We start from the raw sequence: 15,915 nt of genomic DNA on the forward strand, positions 1-15,915 counted from the left end.
GGGGCGGCTGTCCTCGGCCTACCAGCGGGCGGCTCCCAGGTCTCTGGAGATCGCCCGTGCGGCCTCGCGGAGCAGCGTGATCAGACTCGGGCGGGGGTGGCCCTGGCTGTCGCAGATCCGCTCGACCGGCCCGGACACCCCGATGGCGCCGACGACGAGGCCGCCGTGCCCGCGGATCGGTGCGCCGATTCCGGCCTCGCCCATGCTCATTTCCTGGATCTCGGCTGCCCATCCGACTTCCCTGACCTCCGCGAGCGCCCGGGCGAGCCGCTCGGGATCGACCAGGGTGTGCCGGGTGTACGACTCCAGCCCCTGCCCCTGCCCCTGCGCCGGATCGACGCTCGCGGTCCCGTACGCCAGCAGTACCTTGCCGAGCGAGGACGCGTGCAGGGGCAGCAGCGACCCCACGTCCAGGGTCTGGAAGGTGTCGTCCGGCCGGAACACGTGGTGGACGACCAGGACGCTGCCCTCCAGGGGGGTGCCCAGTCGTACCGCCTCCCCGCTGCGGGCGGCCAGGGCGTCGGCCCAGTTGAGGGAGCGCGAGCGCAGCTCGTTGACATCGAGGTAACTGGTCCCGAGGTGCAGCAGGGCGGCTCCGAGCTGGTACTTCCCGGTCGCCGCGTCCTGCTCCACGAAGTCCACGTGCTGGAGCGTGCGCAGAATGCCGTGGGCGGTGCCCTTCGCCAGCCCGAGCGAGGCCGCCACCTCGCCGAGCCCGAGTCGGCGGGGCCCGCCGGCGAGCAGACGCAGAATCGCCGCCGCCCGTTCGATCGACTGGACTGGGCCGGCCATGAAGCGAGCCTATTACCCGCACGGGCGCCTTGCCCGTGGGCGAGGGACGCGCGGGCGTTCGGTAATGCCGACCGCTGTTCATTGACCGGCCCGATTTGTGTCCATAACGTGCTTGGCAGTCCGGAATGCGTCGATCGACGGCGCTGGACCGGCCGTACACACCACCGGGAGAGATCATGGCGGCACAGGTCAAGACGCTGCTTCAGACGGCATACGAACATGTGTGTCCGGTGCCGCCCGTCCCCGGCGCAGTCTCGGCCGTACGCCGTCGTACGGCGGCGGTCCTCGCCGACTGGAGTGTGTGTCCGCACCTCGTGGAGGACACCCTGCTCGTGGTGTCGGAGCTCGTGACCAACGCGCTCCTGCACGCCCGGCCCCCGGCCGTGCTCCGGCTTTCGTGGGTGCAGGGCGAGGGCGGCCGCGCCCTGCGTATCGAGGTCACCGACGCGGGCCCCGCCCTTCCGGTGGGCCGGTCCCTCATCGGGGTCGATCCCGACGAGCACGGCAGGGGCGAGACGATCGTCCACGCCCTGGCGACGGACCATGGCATACGCACCCACCTCGGCGGAGTCACCCGGTGGGCCGAAATCGTCGTGCCCTAGAGCGTGGCCTCGCACGATGACGGCACACACGCCGGGTCGTCCGCGGTGTTCTTCCGGAGCAGCAGCAGGGCGGCGTCGTCGTGCAGCCGGCCGCCCACATGGGCCAGCAGTTCGTCGTGGAGCGCGGTGAGGGTGCGCGCCGGCTCGTCGGACACATGGCGGGTTACCCCTTCGGTCAGGGGATAGAAAGCGCGCGTGTGATCGCGGGCCTCCGTGACCCCGTCGGTGTACAGCAGCAGCTGGTCTCCCACCACGAAGGGCAGCCGTTGCAGGCGCGGGGCCTGGGCCGAGAGGGCGCGCAGCCCGAGCGGCGGAGCGGGATGGGCGGGCTCCACCGCACCCACCTCGCCGGAGGCGGATATCAGCAGCGGCGGCGCATGTCCGCAGTTGACGATCTCCAGGTGTCCCGACCGGGGGTGTCCGACGACCACGGCGGTGACGAAGTCGTCGGGACCGAGATTGCGCGCCAGGCTCCGCTCGATCCTCGCGACGACGGCGAGCAGGTCGGGCTCGTCATGGGCGGCCTCGCGGAACACCCCGAGCACGAGTGCGGCGGTTCCCACGGCGGGCAGCCCCTTGCCGCGCACGTCACCGACGATCAGCCTGATGCCGTAGGGCGTGGTCACCAGGGCGTAGAGGTCCCCGCCGATCCGCGCCTCCGCCGCCGCGGCGCTGTAGCGGACGGCCACCTGGAACGGGCCGACGGCGTCCGGCACGGGCTGGAGCAGCGCGTGCTGGGCGGCCTCGGCGACCGAGCGGACGGCGGCGAGGACCCGTTCCCGACGGCCGCGCTGCGCGCTGGCCAGGCCGCTCGCCGCGGTGACGGCCGCCAGGACGGCCACGACCGCGGCCGGCTCGCGTGCGGGGGTCGCGTGCCCGATGGCCAGCGTCACGCCCAGCGCCGCGGCGAGGAGGCCGACGCAGACCACGCCACGCGGCCCGTTGGTGGAGGCCGCCAGCGCGGGTCCGGCCGCCAGCAGCGGCAGCCAGGGCATGCCCGCCCCGGCGGCGACGTCCAGGAGTGCGACCATGGCGACGACCAGGACCGGCAGCAGGGGCATTCCCGCGGCCCACAGCCCGACGGCACGCTGGTGGACCGCTCGCCCGATGCCGGCCACACGGTTCCCGAACAGCCGCATCGGCGCATGGTCGCCGCCGTGGTGTCGCGCCTGGAGCATGTCTGTCGTCCGCAGTCCTCGCCGATAGGGATGTTCGCCCGGAATGTCCGTTTCTCAATCAAACGGGCTGGGCGAGGGCGGCCACAAGAAGCGGAATTTCAGATAGTGAGCGAGAGACTCCTGGTCACCCGGCTCGCGACCGGGAGCAGGCGTGTCCGGATCTCCTGGAGCCGGTCCCGCCGCTCCACCGGCAGGGAGACGCCGAGCGAACCGAGCGTGCTCCCGCGGTAGACCGGCACGGCGACGCACACGGTGCCGAGCGCGTATTCCTCCAGGTCCGTGAGGGCCGGTGCCAAGGGGGGCGTCGCGATCCTGCGGAGCAGCTCCGGAAGGCTGGTGATCGTCCGTGGCGTGAGGTCGGCGAGATGGTGCCTGGACAGATAGTCCCGGCGGGCGTCCTCGTCCAGCTCACGCAGCACGGACTTGCCCAGCGCGGTGGCATGCCCGGCATCCTCGAAACCCACCCAGAGATCCACCCGGGGCATGCGGGGGCCGTCCACGATCTCGGCCACCCTGATCTCGCCCTCCTCGTAGAACGTGAGGTAGGTGGCGGCGGACAGCTCGTCCCGCAGAGCGGTCAGCGTCGGGCGCACCCGGCTGAGCAGCGTCTGCGCGCGGCCCGCCGTGTGCAGGGAGTTCAGTTTGTCGCCCAGGACGAAGCCGCCGTCGTCCAGCTTCCGCAGGTATCCGTCGTGCAGGAGGGTGCGCAGCAGGTGATAGGCGGTGGCCAGCGGCAGCCCCGTCTCGCGCGCCAGCTGTTTCGCCGGTGCGCCGTTCTCGTGCGCGCTCACCGCCTCCAGCAGACGGAAGGCCCGCTGCACCGAGCTGATGAGCGTGGGGCCGTCCTGAGCACCCATAGGACCAGACTGCGCTGGGCCGGTGGCCCGGGGCAAGGCAGGGGGTCGTTCCGCTGCGGGGCGGCCGGCATCCACGACCGTGCCGGCCGGCCTCAGCGGTGTGTGCGCGCGATACTCACCGCGTTCGCGGCGACCACCGCCCCGATCCCCGTCCACTCCCAAACGCCCAGGGTCTGGCCCAGCACCACCCAGCCCACCACGGCCGCCAGCACCGGGTTGACGCTCATGAACAGGCCGAAGGTCTGGGCCGGCACCGTGCGCAGGGTCAGCAGATCGGTGAGGTAGGGCACGGCCGACGACAGCACGCCCGCCGCCACCGCGCACAGCACGGCCCCGGTCGTCGGCGGATGCCGTACGGCGACGACGATCCCGATCGGCAGGAAGCTCAGCGCGGACACGCACGCGGCCGCCGCCGGCCCCTGCGCGCCCGGGATACGCCGTCCGACGAGCCGGTTGAGCAGGATGTACGAGGCCCAGCAGCCGGCGGCCACCAGGCCCAGGCCCAGCCCCACGTAGTCGGTGGACGGCCGCGGGCGCATCAGCACCACCACTCCGGCCGCCGCCAGCACCGCGCACCCCGCGTCCAGCCTGCGGCGCGAGGCGGCCAGCGCGATGGCGAGCGGGCCCAGGAACTCCAGGGTCACCGCCAGCCCCAGTCCGACCCGGTCGATCGCGCTGTACAGGGTCAGGTTCATGGTGCCGAAGACCCCGGCGAGCAGCAGCGCCGGCCACCACTGCCGCCAGGTGAAGGCGCGCAGGCGCGGCCGGCCGACGGCCACGAGGACGAGCGCGGCGACGTACTGGCGTACCGCCACCACCCCGAGCGGCCCGAGGACCGGGAAGGCCAGCGAGCCGATCGCCGCGCCGGTCTGGTTGGACAGGCCGCTGCCGAACATGGCCACCACGCCCGCCGGCCGCCCCGGAGCGGGGTTCCGGACCGCGGGGACCACCGTCACCACGGGATCTCGTAGAGCTCGTCGCATGGGCATGAGCATCTGTCCGCCAGGGACTTGCGCAAAATGCATGCGGCTCGCGATCTATACGCTGATCGTATGCATGAGATCGAGCTCCGGCAGCTGCGCTGTCTCGTCGCCATCGTCGACGAGGGCACCTTCACCGATGCGGCGATCGCCCTGGGGGTGTCCCAGGCGGCCGTGTCCCGCACCCTGGCGGGGCTCGAACGAACGCTGGGCGTACGGCTGTTGAGGCGCACCTCGCGCGAAGTGACCCCGACGGCGACCGGGCTGCGGGTGGTGGCGCAGGCCCGGCGGGTGCTCGCCGACGTCGCCGATCTGGTCCAGGAGGCCACCTCGGGGCACACCCGGCTGCGCATCGGCTACGCATGGTCGGCGGTCGGCCGCCACACCGTCGCCTTCCAGCGGCGCTGGACCGCCGCGCACCCCGGGACCGATCTGCATCTCGTCCGCGTCAACACGGCGTCCGCCGGTCTCGGCGAAGGCGCCTGCGATCTCGCGGTGGTGCGCCGGCCGCTGGAGGACCGGCGGTTCGACACCGCCCTCGTGGGCCTGGAGCGGCGCCTGTGCGCGCTGGCCACCGACGATCCGCTGGCCCGGCGCCGGTCCGTACGGCTCGCCGACCTCACCGGCCGGATCCTCTGGGTCGACCGGCGTACCGGCACCACCACCCCCGAGCTGTGGCCGCCGGGCTCCCGCCCCACCGTCCAGGAGACGCACGACGTCGACGACTGGCTCACCGTGATCGCCGCGGGACGCGGCATCGGCGTCACCGCGGAGTCCACCGCCCACCAGTACCCGAGACCGGGCATCGTCTACCGCCCGGTCCGCGACGCCGAACCCGTGGCCGTACGGCTCGCCTGGTGGCGCGACGACCCTCACCCGGCCCTCGAGACGGTCCTCGAACTGCTCAGCGAGCTGTACCGCACGGGCTGAGCGACCCGGCCGATAGCGCGAACACGATCGACCGGCTCAGCGGCTGGTGACCCTGCGGGGAAGCGGTCGCGATCAGGGGCGCGCTCCTCATGATGCAACCCGACGCGCCGCGTTTCACTGCGGCACGTTGGGCTCCGCGTCCAGGCCGGTGCAGGCCAGTACCCCGTCGATCTCGGCGCACGCCGCCACCCCCCGCGGCGAGGGCACCGACAGCATCGGGCTGCTGTTCCCGGCGGAGTCGTCCGCCGGATAGCGGGCCGAGAGCACGGCCTGGCCCGCCCGCACCGACACCTCACGGGCGCTGGGCGAGCGCAGCCGTACCTCGGACCAGGCGGTCGCGCAGGCCGGCGAGTAGCGCAGCCGGAGCGTGTAGCCGGGGCCGGTGACCGTGCTCATGGTCCGCGCGTCCCGGGCGCACACCGACGCGTCGGGCAACTCACCCTGGCAGGAGCGGCCGTGACAGCGGGGGACCACCGACAGGGGCTGCGCGGCGGGCGCGGTGTCCGGTCGCGCGGTCAGGGCCACGGCTGCGGCCACCGCCGTCGCCGTACCGCACAGCGCCAGCACGGACAGCGGAAGCCAGGGTGCGCGCCGGGACGGGATCCGCCCGAACCACCGCGTTCGGCCGGGCTCCTCCGGCGCGGTCGTGGGCGGGGAGGCGTCGGCCGCGTCCCACAGCGCCAGTATGTCTTCGGGGTCGGCGCCGGCGAGCCGGCAGAGCGCCTCCACGGCCGGCCTCGGCGGTGGCGCGCCGCCGGACAGATAGCGGTGCCACGCGGACTTGCTGTACGGGGTGCGCGCGGCCAGTGCCGCGAGGCTCAGTCCCGTACGGTCCTTCAGCTCGCGCAGTCCCACCGCCAGTGCCTCGTCCGGTGTGGTCGATGCTTGAGGGTCCCGCATCGTGCGTCCTCGACTCACTTTCCGCTATGGGCGCTTTCACCCCTGTTGTCGCAATAGCTTCCCTGGAGTGCGGCGACTGCAACACGCGGCGAGGTAGGAGGAAGGTGAGGCGCGGGCATACCGAAGGCCCGTTCGGGGGTCGTCGAACGGGCCTTCGGTGGCTGGGTGGTGCGGCGGTGTCGTGCCGTCAGCACCAGGGGAGGCTGCGGTTGGCGCGGATGTAGTGGGCCGAGACGTAGCCCGCGTGATGCGGCAGCCGGTACCAGATGCGGTTGCCGTGCACCGAGGAGCCGCGCGTCCGGCAGGTGAGCGCCAGTGTCCGGTGCGTGTACCGGTGGCCGATCACCCGGTAGCCGGTGCCCGGTCCGGAGCGGACGTTCAGCGGGGCGTGGCGGGTGGTGACGACGCCGGTAACGGGCGGGAGGTGACGGTATGTCAGCTGCTGGGCTGCCAGACGGTACCGCAGGTGGTACGGCGTGGCGCGCAGGGTGATGCGGTAGGCGGCCGTCTGCGGGAGGAAGGCGCCCTGGGCCGTGAGGCGGTGCATCCGGTGCACCCGACGCGAGTGGTGCGTGCGGAGGTGGACACGGTGCTGTGCGGCGTACCCCCGGCGGTGGACGCGATGACTGGTGCGGTGGGCGCGGTGCTTGGCGGGGTGCTGGCTGGTGGCGCTGGGCGCCGGGCGCGGGGTGGCGGCGCTCGCCGCGGTGGCACCGGCCGCCGTGGGCAGGAACGCGAGCACCGCGACCGTGGCCAGCAGACCGCTCTTGAGGGTCCGTCGGATCATGGCAACCTCCGGCTGTCGTTCTCGTGACCACGAGCCGTGATCACGACAGCCAGCGTTTCCGTGACGGTCCGCGGGAATGCCGTGCCGGTGTCCCCGGGGACGGCCGGGACGTCCCGTGGGACGGGCGTGCTGCCCACCTGGCGGCGATGCCGGGGTGTCCCGACCGCCCCGGCCCGTCTCCGCGGACGTGCGGGTGACCTCTGCCGGGGCGTACATCCACGGCGTCCGGGGTGGGTCAGACCGTCTCGGCGAAGGTGATGACCCGCTCCTTCAGCAGCGGGAACACCGTTCCCCGGATCAGCTCCGCGAAGTGCTCCGTCTCCTTGTGCGCCTCGAAGCCGGCACGGTCGGTGTAGCGCTCGTACAACAGGAACCCTCCCGGGCGGTCGACGATCTCGTGCGCCTCGTAGGCGAGGTTCGCGGGTTCCGACGGGACCAGCTCGCGCATCTTGCGCAGCGCGTCGCGCACGGTGTCGGTGTCGGCGGGCGCGCACTGGTACTGGGCGACGACGGCGAAGGCCATGACGTTCCTCCGGTGTTCGGTACGGCGGTGGACTCGCCGATTCCAGCACGCCGGTGCCGAGGGGCGGCCGGTGCGACACGCGCCCCGCGCTGCATGAGCTGCTTGCCTGAGTCCAGTGAGTTCCGCCGGGCTCACGGGTGTCCCCCAGGAAGTCGTCGATCATGCGGCGACAGAGGGCCGCCGGCTGTCGTAGGCCCCCGGGCCGCCGGTCGGGGGGCGCCCAGGATGCCCCGGGCCCTGGCCGCTGGGACCGGGTCGAGGGTCCGTCGGCCCTGTTGGTGAGCCGGATCCGCTGGGGGCGCGGTCGACGGGATTCCGGGACTCGGGTGACGTAGCCGGCCTTCTGCAGTTGCCGCACGGTCCCTGTCACAGGGGAGGCCTCCACACACGGGTGCCGGGCCGGCCCCCCGCCGCAGCGGCTGGGAGCCGGCGATGTGCCGGAGCAGTGCCACCGCGGCGCGGTCCAGGGGCACCCCGGCCGGCACCACCAGCCGCTCGGGGGGTGCCGTCGCCCCGGTGCGACGGCCGTAGTCCTGCCGAAGGGGTCACCCTCGCGCCTACCGTCCAGTAATATCCGGCGGCAGGTCACCACAGGAGGAACCGTGCCACGGTCCGAACGCTCGCCCCTGCTGCTCGCCGGCCTGCTGGCCGCGGCCGGGGTCGCCCACTTCGCCACCCCACGCCCCTTCGACGCCACCATTCCGCGCGCACTGCCGGGTTCGCCCAGGGCATGGACGTACGGCAGCGGTGTCGTGGAACTGGCCCTGGCCGCCGGGATCGCGGCACCCCGGACGCGCGCCGTCGCCGCGAAGGCGGCCGCGGCCTTCTTCGTCGGGGTCTTCCCGGCGAACGTGCAGATGGCCGTGGACTGGCGGCACCGTCCCGCGCCACTGCGCAGGGCCGCCCTCGCGCGGCTGCCGCTGCAACTGCCGCTGGTGCTGTGGGCCCGGGGAGTCGCCCGGAACGAGGAGGGACGGTCATGACGGAACGCATCGAGGTCGGGGCCAAGGCCGAGGACTTCGCCCTGCCCGACGAGACCGGCACCGTCCGCCGGCTCACCGAGCTGCTGGCCGACGGACCGGTGGTCCTCTTCTTCTACCCGGCCGCCCTCACCCCCGGCTGCACCGCCGAGGCCTGCCACTTCCGCGACCTCGCCGCCGAATTCGCCGCCGTGGGCGCCCGGCCCGTCGGCATCAGCGGCGACAGCGTCGACAAACAGCAGGAGTTCACCGGCCGGCACGGGCTGGGGATGCCGCTGCTCTCCGACGTAGACGGCACCGTTCGTGAGCGGTTCGGCGTCAGGCGCGGCTTCTCCCTCGCCCCCACCAAGCGCGTCACCTTCGTGATCGCGAAGGACCGCACGGTGCTGGAGATCGTCCGCAGCGAACTGCGCATGAACACCCACGCCGACCGGGCCCTCGCCGCCCTGCGCGCCCACAAGGGCTGATCCGCTCCCGTCCCGATACCCGGGGACGTCCCCGCGCTTGATGTGCCGGAACAATCGGAACATCCTTGGGCATATGAAGCATGGCGTCGCCGTGGCGGTCATCGACGCCCTGGGTACGGTGACCGCGTGGAGCGAGGGCGCGCGGCGGCTCACGGGCCGTCCGGCCACGGACGTCGTCGGCCGGCCCGCGGCCGAGCTGCTCGCCGAACGCATCCCGGACGGCACGCTCGCCGCGCGGTCCGGCACCGTCGCGCTGCGCCACCGCGACGGCCACGTGGTGCGGGTGGCCCTCACCGCGTGCCCGGTCCTCGGCCCGGACGGCCGGACCACGGGAACCGTCATCACCGCCGAACCGCCCGCCGACGCCGACACCGCCCTGGCCGCCCAGGCCTTCCAGCAGGCGTCCATGTCCATGTCGGTCTTCGACCTCCAGCAGCGCTACGTCCGGGTCAACGACGTCGCCGCCCAGGTCATGGGCGTACCCGAGGAGGCCCTGCTCGGCAGGCACTTCGCCGAGACCGTCGAGGACGAAGAGGCGCACTGCGGCTTCCTGGCCCATCTGCGCCAGGTCGCCGAGACGGGGCAGGCGGTCCGCTACGAGAGCTTCACGGGTGCCCCCGGCCTGAGCCGGGCCTCGGCCTGGAGCATCGAGATGTGGCCGCTGCGCGACGGCGACGGCGAGCCGAACGGCGTGGCCCTCGCCGCCTTCGACAGCACCGAGCAGTACTGGGCCCGGCGCCGCCTCGCCCTGCTCAACGAGGCGACGACCGGCATCGGCACCACCCTGGACGTGGTGCGCACCGCCGAGGAACTGATCGACATCCTCGTCCCGCGGTATGCCGACTTCGCCAGCGTCGACCTGCTCGAGTGGGTGCTGGGCGAGGTCGAGCCGCCCATGCTCCCGCACGGCGGTACCGGCCTGCAGCGCATCGCCCATGGCTCGACCCGCGAGGGCAACCCCGGCGCGGCCGTCGGCGTCGGCGAGACCGACATCTATCTGCCGGGCTCACCGCCCGCCCGCGCCCTGCGCGAGGGCCGCGCGGTGCTCAGCCACGCCGGTCAGCCGGAGTTCGCCGAGTGGCTCGAGGAACGCAACGCGCGCTCGCCGGAAGGCCGCCCCTACCGGGAGGGCATCCACTCCCTCATCGCGGTGCCCCTCCGGGCCCGCGGCACCACCCTGGGCGTCGCGGTCTGCGCCCGCGAGGCCCACCCCGAGGCATACGTCCCCGACGACGCCGTCTTCGCCGAGGAACTCGGCAGCCGCGCCGCCGTCTGCATCGACAACGCCCGCCGTTTCGCCCGCGAACGCACCACCGCCCTCGCCCTCCAGCACAGCCTGCTGCCCAGCGGCTTGCCCGGACAGGCCGCGGTCGAGGTCGCCCACCGCTATCTGCCCTGCGGCTCCCTGGCCGGCATCGGCGGCGACTGGTTCGACGTCATCCCGCTCTCCGGCGGCCGGGTCGGACTGGTCGTGGGCGACGTGGTCGGCCACGGCATCCAGTCCTCGGCCACCATGGGCCGGCTGCGCACCGCCGTACGCACGCTCGCCGACGTCGACCTGCCGCCCGACGAACTCCTCACCCACCTGGACGACCTGGTCACCCTCCTCGCCGCCGAGGACAGCCGCGAGGAGATCGCCGAAGTCGGCGCCACCTGCCTGTACGCCGTCTACGACCCCGTCTCCCGGCGGCTCAGCATGGCCGCCGCCGGCCACCCCGCCCCGGTCGTCGTCCTGCCGGGCGGCACCGCCGAGTCCGTCCCGATGAGCGCCGGACCACCCCTCGGCGTCGGCGGACTGCCGTTCGAGGCGACGGAGCTGCAACTGCCCGAGGGCTCCGTCGTCGCGCTCTACACCGACGGCCTGGTCGAGGACCGCGACCGGGACGTCGACGGCGCCACCGAGGAGCTGGGCCGGGCCCTCAGCGTGCCGGCCGGCTCCCTGGAGACCCTGTGCGACGACGTCCTGAAGGCCCTCCTGCCCGACCATCCCGGCGACGACGTCGCCCTGCTGCTCGCACGCACCCGCGCCCTCGGCGCCGACCGGGTCGCCACCTGGGACGTCCCGCCCGACCCCGCCGAGGTCGCCCACTTCCGGCAGGCGGTCGGCGAACGGCTGGCCGCCTGGGGCCTGGACGAGGCCACCTTCGTCACCGAACTCGTCGTCAGCGAACTCGTCACCAACGCCATCCGCTACGGCGAATCGCCCATCCAGCTCCGGCTGATCCGCGACCGCGCGCTCATCTGCGAGGTCTCCGACGCCAGTTCCACCTCACCGCACCTGCGCCGGGCCCACGCCTACGACGAGGGCGGCCGCGGACTGCTGCTCGTCGCCCAGCTCACCCAGCGCTGGGGCAGCCGGCAGACGGGCCGGGGCAAGACGATCTGGGCCGAGCAGGCGCTGCCCGGCACCTGATCGGCTCCCCGGTACCCGATCACTGGAACGGGCAGCCCGGGTTCGGCGCGTCCTCCGAGAACGGGGCGCCGTGCGGCAGCACGTACAGCACATCCAGGACGAGCGGGGTGTCGCCGAGGTTCCGCCCGATGTGCACATGGCCCGGACCGGCCGGCTCCTGGATCGTCGAGCCCGTCCGGTACACGCCGTCCGAGGCGCAGGTGGCGTCGAAGTGGCTGAGGGTGCCCTGCTTCACCACGCCGTACAGCGGGCCGTCGTGGTAGTGCCAGCCGGTGCTCTGGCCGGGCGGGACGGTGATCTCCCGCAGGGTGTAGTCGGTGCCGTCGATGGTGGTCTGGCTGATGATCCGGGCCGTCACCCCCGGGCCGGCCGGGGTCGCCTGCGCGGTGCCGCAGGTCAGAACGGTGGCGGCGGTCAGCGCGCCGGTGACGCCGGCACGGAGAGCGGTGCGCATGCGGGGCCTTTCGGGAGGCGAGCGGGGTGTCGCCGTGAACATAAAGGCACCGCACGGGAGTTGGGGGCGAAACCCGAAGATCCGTATGCGTTCGTGATCGCGGGTGTCAGGCCGCCGTGCGCTCCCGCACCACGTCCCGTGGCCGTTTGTCCTCGCGCAGCCCCAGGTAGCGGGGGTGCCGCAGCATCCCGTCCCGGGTCCACTCGGTGAAGGCGATCTGCGCGACCAGCTCCGGCTTCACCCAGCGGGCCCTGGCCTCGCGCACGGCGCCGGTGAAGGGCGAGGAGTCCCGGCGCAGCCCGTCCAGCCGCTCGCGCAGCCCCAGCAACGCCCGCCGGTCGAAGCCGGTGCCGACCTTCCCGGCGTAGCACAGCCGGTCACCGTCGTAATGGCCGAGCAGCAGGGCCCCCAACCCGACACGGCTGCCCGCCGGTTCCGTGAAGCCCCCGATCACGAACTCCTGCCCCCGCGCGCACTTGAGCTTCAGCCAGTCCGTGGACCGGCGCGTCCGGTACGGCCCGTCGGCCCGCTTGGCGATCAGCCCCTCCCAGCCCCGCGCGCAGGCCTCGGCCAGCAACTCGGCGCCGCCCGCGTTGCGATGCGGGGTCAGCCGCAGCGGGGCACGGAAGGTGAGCGCCCGGCGCAGCAGCGACTTGCGGACGCGCAACGGGAGTCGACGGGTGTCCGCGCCCTCCAGCCGCAGCAGGTCGAAGAGGTAGTACGTCACCGCGACCCCGGACGCCTCGATGTCCCGGCGCCGGGTCAGCCCGATCCGCCGTTGCAGCCGGGCGAAGTCGGTACGCCCGCCGGAGAACGCCACGACCTCGCCGTCCACCGTGAAATCGGCGCGCTTCTGTGCCGCGAGCGCCTCGACGATCTCCGGGTAGGTGTCGTTCAGCCGCTGCCCCGTGCGCGACAGCAGCCGTACGTCGCCGCCCTCGCGCACCGCCAGGAGCCGGACGCCGTCCAGCTTCCGCTCGAACAGCCAGTCCGCGCCGAACTCCCGCCGGTCGCTGAGCGTGGCCAGCATCGGGGACGCGGCGAGTTCCGGACCCGGCCGGGCCGGGCGCAGCGCCTCCCGCAGCTCGGCCGGCAGCGCCCGCAGCAGCTCCGGCACCGCCGCTCACTCCTCGCCGTCGGCCGCGACCTGTGCGAGGGTGCGACCGGTGCGCACCGAGCGGGCCCGCCGGGGATCCGGCGTACCGTGCCCGTCCGACCGGGCCGGTCCCTTGCGCACCAGCAGCCAGGCCTCCTGTTCGTCCTCGCCGCCGCGGAAGCGGGTCAGGGCGTACTCGCCGTGCAGTTTGCTGCCGTGCAGCCGGAACGTGGCGTGCCCGCGCTCCAGCGACTCCGCGAAGTCCACCGGGTGCCCCTTGCGGTCATGGCTGAGCGGCTCGTACGTGCCGTTGTCCCAGACGATCACCGTGCCGCCGCCGTACTCGCCCTTCGGGATCACGCCCTCGAAGTCCTCGTACTCCAGCGGATGGTCCTCGGTGGGCACGGCCATCCGCTTGTCCCCGGGATCCGTGGACGGGCCCTTCGGGATCGACCAGGACTTCAGGACGTCGTCGACCTGGAGCCGGAAGTCGAAGTGCATCCGGCTCGCGTCATGGATCTGCACCACGAACCGCGGCCCGTCGCCCGCGTCCTGGGGCGCCCGGCCCGACGGTTCCCGGGTCCGCTCGAAGTCACGCCTGCCGCGGTACGTCCGCAGCCGGTCCTCCGCTGCCACCTCTGCGGCTCCTTCCGTGTGTCCGCCTCTCGGGCGCCGGGTACCCGCCACCGGGCCGTTCAGCCCGCGATGCCGTCCAGCTCGGCGACCGCGTCGTCCGGCAGCACCAGGGACGCGGCGGCGATGTTCTCCCGCAGGTGCTCCGGGGAGGAGGTGCCAGGGATGAGCCCGATGTTCGGCGAACGCCGCAGCAGCCAGGCCAGCGCCACCTGCTGCGGCGAGGCCTCCAGCCGGGTGGCGACCTTCGCCAGCGTCTCGGACTGCAACGGGGAGAAACCGCCGAGCGGGAAGTACGGCACGAAGGCGATGTTCTCGGCCGCCGTGCGCTCCACCAGGGCGTCGTCCTGCCGGTTGGCCAGGTTGTACAGGTTCTGCACGGTCACCACGGGCGCGATCGCGAGAGCCTCGTCCAGCTGCGCGGCGGTCACCGTGCTCAGCCCCAGGTGCCGGATCAGCCCCCGCTCCCGCAGCTCGGCCAGCGCGCCGAACTGCTCGGCGAGGGAGTCGTCGTTCGGGGCTTCGACGTCCCCCAGCCGCAGGTTCACGACGTCCAGCGACTCCACGCCGAGGTTCCGCAGGTTGTCGTACACCTGCGCCTTCAGGTCCTCCGGGTGCCGTGACAGGATCCAGCCGCCGTCGGCTCCCCGGCGGGCGCCGACCTTGGTGACGATGTGCAGGTCCTCGGGGTAGGGGTGCAGGGCCTGCCTGATGAGTTCGTTGACGACCACGGGGCCGTAGAAGTCGGCGGTGTCGATGTGCGTGATGCCCGCCTCCACCACCGCGCGCAGCACCGCCACGGCCCGGTCGCGGTCCTTCGGCGGGCCGAAGACGCCCGGCCCGGCCAGTTGCATGGCCCCGTACCCGACGCGGGTCAGGGTCAGGCCGTCGGCCGGGGCGATGGTGCCGCCGAGCTGTGCAGTCATGTCTGTCGTACCTCTCACGATGATGCTCGGGATGTCCGGGCCACCGGTCCTCCCGGCGGCCCGCTCTCCACCCTGCGCCCGCCGCGCCCGCCGTTGCAGTGCCCCATCGATCCTGGGAGTGACAGGACCAGCCACCACGGGCCGCTCAGAACTCCTCGTGCCGCTCCGGGTCCCCGCCCAACCGGTGCGGGGCGTGGCGGGTGAGGGCCGCCAGCTGGCCGGAGTCCAGTTCGAAGCCGAAGACGTCCAGGTTGGCGCGCTGCCGGCCGGGATCGGCCGACTTGGGGATGGGCAGCGCGCCGATCTGGAGGTGCCAGCGCAGCAGTACCTGCGCCGGAGTCACCCCGTGCGTCGCGGCGACCTCCGTGACCGCGCGGTCGTGCAGCAGATCGCTGCCCCGGCCCAGCGGGCTCCAGCTCTCGGTGACGATGCCCAGGTCCGCGTGGAAGGCACGCAGCTCCTCCTGCGGGAACAGCGGATGCAGCTCGATCTGGTTCACCGACGGCAGTACGCCGGTCTCCTTCTCCAGCCGCGTGACGTGCTCCGGGGTGAAGTTCGAGACACCGATGGAGCGGACCAGCCCGTCCTCACGCAGCTTGATCATCGCCTTCCAGGAGGCGGCGTACTTGCCGACCCGGGGATTGGGCCAGTGGATCAGATACAGGTCCACGTACTCCAGGCCCAGCCGCCGCCGCGACTCCTCGAAGGAGGCGAGGGTCTCCTCGTATCCGTGGTGCCGGCCGGGCAGCTTGGTGGTCACCACCACCTCCTCGCGGGGCACGCCGCTGCCCGCTATGCCCCGCCCGACACCGGTCTCGTTGTGGTAGTTCGCCGCGGTGTCCACCAGCCGGTAGCCCAGGCCGAGCGCGGAGCGTACGGCCTGCTCGGCGGCCCTGTCGTCCAGCGGCCAGGTGCCGAGGCCGATGGCGGGGATCGTCGTACCGTCGTTGAGCGTGTGCGCCGGAATGCCGTTCACGATGGGACCTTCCCTCCACTGTGTCGTCCCTCCAGCCTCACGGACAGGGCGAAGGGTGATCAACCGGACGGGCCGGTCACCGACGAGATCGCCTCCTCCCCTTCGCCGGGTCGGCGGGCGTGGGGCGGCGCGGCTGCTGCCGGAGACCCGGCACCGCCGGATCGCCCTGGTCGGCGGACAGGACGGCATCGCCTCGGTGGAGCGGCTGCGCGGCTTCCGGGACGCGCCGCACGCCGAGGGCGTCGCCGTGCCCGGGGAGTCGGTCGTGTGCACCGGGGGCGAGACGATGGCCGATACGCGCACTCCAGCGAGGTGTTCCCGTACCCGGTGGACGACCGGCCGGTGGCACCGAGGGGTTCCGGAACACGGTCGTCCGGGAGTTCGCCGTGTCAGGCCGGGGGTGCCACGATCTTCGGTGGAG

17 protein-coding genes are annotated in these 15,915 nt (G+C 73.2%); 5 read left to right on the plus strand and 12 right to left on the minus strand.

Annotated elements, in window-relative coordinates; genetic code table 11:
• Positions 1-18: 18 nt before the first annotated feature.
• The gene (locus tag BFF78_RS39545; protein WP_069782856.1) at positions 19-792 is read right to left on the minus strand and encodes an IclR family transcriptional regulator; all 774 of its coding nucleotides are present in this window, start codon (positions 790-792) and stop codon (positions 19-21) included.
• A 176-nt stretch (positions 793-968) separates the two neighbouring features.
• Here BFF78_RS39545 and BFF78_RS39550 point away from each other — a divergent pair, with 176 nt between their 5' ends.
• A complete protein-coding gene (locus BFF78_RS39550; protein ID WP_069782857.1) occupies positions 969-1,394 on the plus strand; it encodes an ATP-binding protein in 426 nt (141 codons plus the stop codon).
• On the opposite strand, the gene BFF78_RS39555 is transcribed toward BFF78_RS39550, so the two are convergent.
• The 3 genes from BFF78_RS39555 to BFF78_RS39565 form a co-directional block, all read right to left on the minus strand.
• Positions 1,391-2,572 (minus strand): PP2C family protein-serine/threonine phosphatase, encoded by a 1,182-nt coding sequence (locus tag BFF78_RS39555; protein WP_079161668.1) that lies wholly within the window; start codon positions 2,570-2,572, stop codon positions 1,391-1,393. The two genes, BFF78_RS39550 and BFF78_RS39555, sit on opposite strands and share 4 nt — an antisense overlap.
• 98 nt (positions 2,573-2,670) lie before the next feature.
• Positions 2,671-3,429 carry an IclR family transcriptional regulator gene (locus BFF78_RS39560; RefSeq protein ID WP_069782858.1) on the minus strand — a complete coding sequence of 253 codons (759 nt, stop codon included), beginning with the start codon at positions 3,427-3,429 and terminating at the stop codon, positions 2,671-2,673.
• Positions 3,430-3,521: 92 nt separating this feature from the next.
• The gene (locus BFF78_RS39565; RefSeq protein WP_193433697.1) at positions 3,522-4,325 is read right to left on the minus strand and encodes an EamA family transporter; all 804 of its coding nucleotides are present in this window, start codon (positions 4,323-4,325) and stop codon (positions 3,522-3,524) included.
• A 156-nt stretch (positions 4,326-4,481) separates the two neighbouring features.
• Between BFF78_RS39565 and BFF78_RS39570 the strand changes: the two genes are divergently transcribed.
• Positions 4,482-5,339 carry a LysR family transcriptional regulator gene (locus tag BFF78_RS39570; RefSeq protein ID WP_069782859.1) on the plus strand — a complete coding sequence of 286 codons (858 nt, stop codon included), beginning with the start codon at positions 4,482-4,484 and terminating at the stop codon, positions 5,337-5,339.
• Between the two features lie 114 nt (positions 5,340-5,453).
• Here the strand turns inward: BFF78_RS39570 and BFF78_RS39575 are convergent, their stop codons facing one another.
• From BFF78_RS39575 to BFF78_RS39585, 3 genes are all read right to left on the minus strand, one after another.
• Positions 5,454-6,239: an XRE family transcriptional regulator gene (locus BFF78_RS39575; RefSeq protein WP_069782860.1), complete on the minus strand. Its 786-nt coding sequence runs from the start codon at positions 6,237-6,239 to the stop codon at positions 5,454-5,456.
• A gap of 187 nt (positions 6,240-6,426) precedes the next feature.
• Entirely contained in the window at positions 6,427-7,026 is a 600-nt protein-coding gene (locus BFF78_RS39580) for a hypothetical protein (protein WP_069782861.1), read from the minus strand.
• Positions 7,027-7,261: 235 nt separating this feature from the next.
• A complete protein-coding gene (locus BFF78_RS39585; protein WP_069782862.1) occupies positions 7,262-7,549 on the minus strand; it encodes a putative quinol monooxygenase in 288 nt (95 codons plus the stop codon).
• Between the two features lie 602 nt (positions 7,550-8,151).
• Between BFF78_RS39585 and BFF78_RS39590 the strand changes: the two genes are divergently transcribed.
• The 3 genes from BFF78_RS39590 (at position 8,152) to BFF78_RS39600 (ending at position 11,409) form a co-directional block, all read left to right on the plus strand.
• Positions 8,152-8,532, plus strand: a complete 381-nt coding sequence (locus BFF78_RS39590; protein WP_069782863.1) for a DoxX family protein — start codon at positions 8,152-8,154, stop codon at positions 8,530-8,532.
• Complete coding sequence (locus BFF78_RS39595) at positions 8,529-8,996, plus strand: peroxiredoxin (RefSeq protein WP_069782864.1); 468 nt, start codon at positions 8,529-8,531, stop codon at positions 8,994-8,996. The genes BFF78_RS39590 and BFF78_RS39595 overlap by 4 nt, the downstream gene beginning before the upstream one ends.
• A gap of 73 nt (positions 8,997-9,069) precedes the next feature.
• Positions 9,070-11,409, plus strand: a complete 2,340-nt coding sequence (locus tag BFF78_RS39600; RefSeq protein ID WP_069782865.1) for an ATP-binding SpoIIE family protein phosphatase — start codon at positions 9,070-9,072, stop codon at positions 11,407-11,409.
• 19 nt (positions 11,410-11,428) lie between these two features.
• Here the strand turns inward: BFF78_RS39600 and BFF78_RS39605 are convergent, their stop codons facing one another.
• The 5 genes from BFF78_RS39605 to BFF78_RS39625 form a co-directional block, all read right to left on the minus strand.
• The gene (locus BFF78_RS39605) at positions 11,429-11,863 is read right to left on the minus strand and encodes a cupin domain-containing protein (protein WP_069782866.1); all 435 of its coding nucleotides are present in this window, start codon (positions 11,861-11,863) and stop codon (positions 11,429-11,431) included.
• 106 nt (positions 11,864-11,969) lie between these two features.
• A complete protein-coding gene (gene ligD / locus BFF78_RS39610) occupies positions 11,970-12,980 on the minus strand; it encodes a non-homologous end-joining DNA ligase (protein WP_069782867.1) in 1,011 nt (336 codons plus the stop codon).
• A gap of 6 nt (positions 12,981-12,986) precedes the next feature.
• A complete protein-coding gene (locus BFF78_RS39615; RefSeq protein WP_069782868.1) occupies positions 12,987-13,595 on the minus strand; it encodes a DNA polymerase ligase N-terminal domain-containing protein in 609 nt (202 codons plus the stop codon).
• A gap of 59 nt (positions 13,596-13,654) precedes the next feature.
• Positions 13,655-14,518: an oxidoreductase gene (locus BFF78_RS39620; RefSeq protein ID WP_069782869.1), complete on the minus strand. Its 864-nt coding sequence runs from the start codon at positions 14,516-14,518 to the stop codon at positions 13,655-13,657.
• A 145-nt stretch (positions 14,519-14,663) separates the two neighbouring features.
• Positions 14,664-15,494, minus strand: coding sequence for an aldo/keto reductase (locus tag BFF78_RS39625; protein WP_069782870.1), 831 nt, complete (start codon positions 15,492-15,494; stop codon positions 14,664-14,666).
• Positions 15,495-15,915: the final 421 nt, after the last annotated feature.

Source organism: Streptomyces fodineus, assembly GCF_001735805.1.
In the GTDB taxonomy this organism is placed as follows: domain Bacteria; phylum Actinomycetota; class Actinomycetes; order Streptomycetales; family Streptomycetaceae; genus Streptomyces; species Streptomyces fodineus.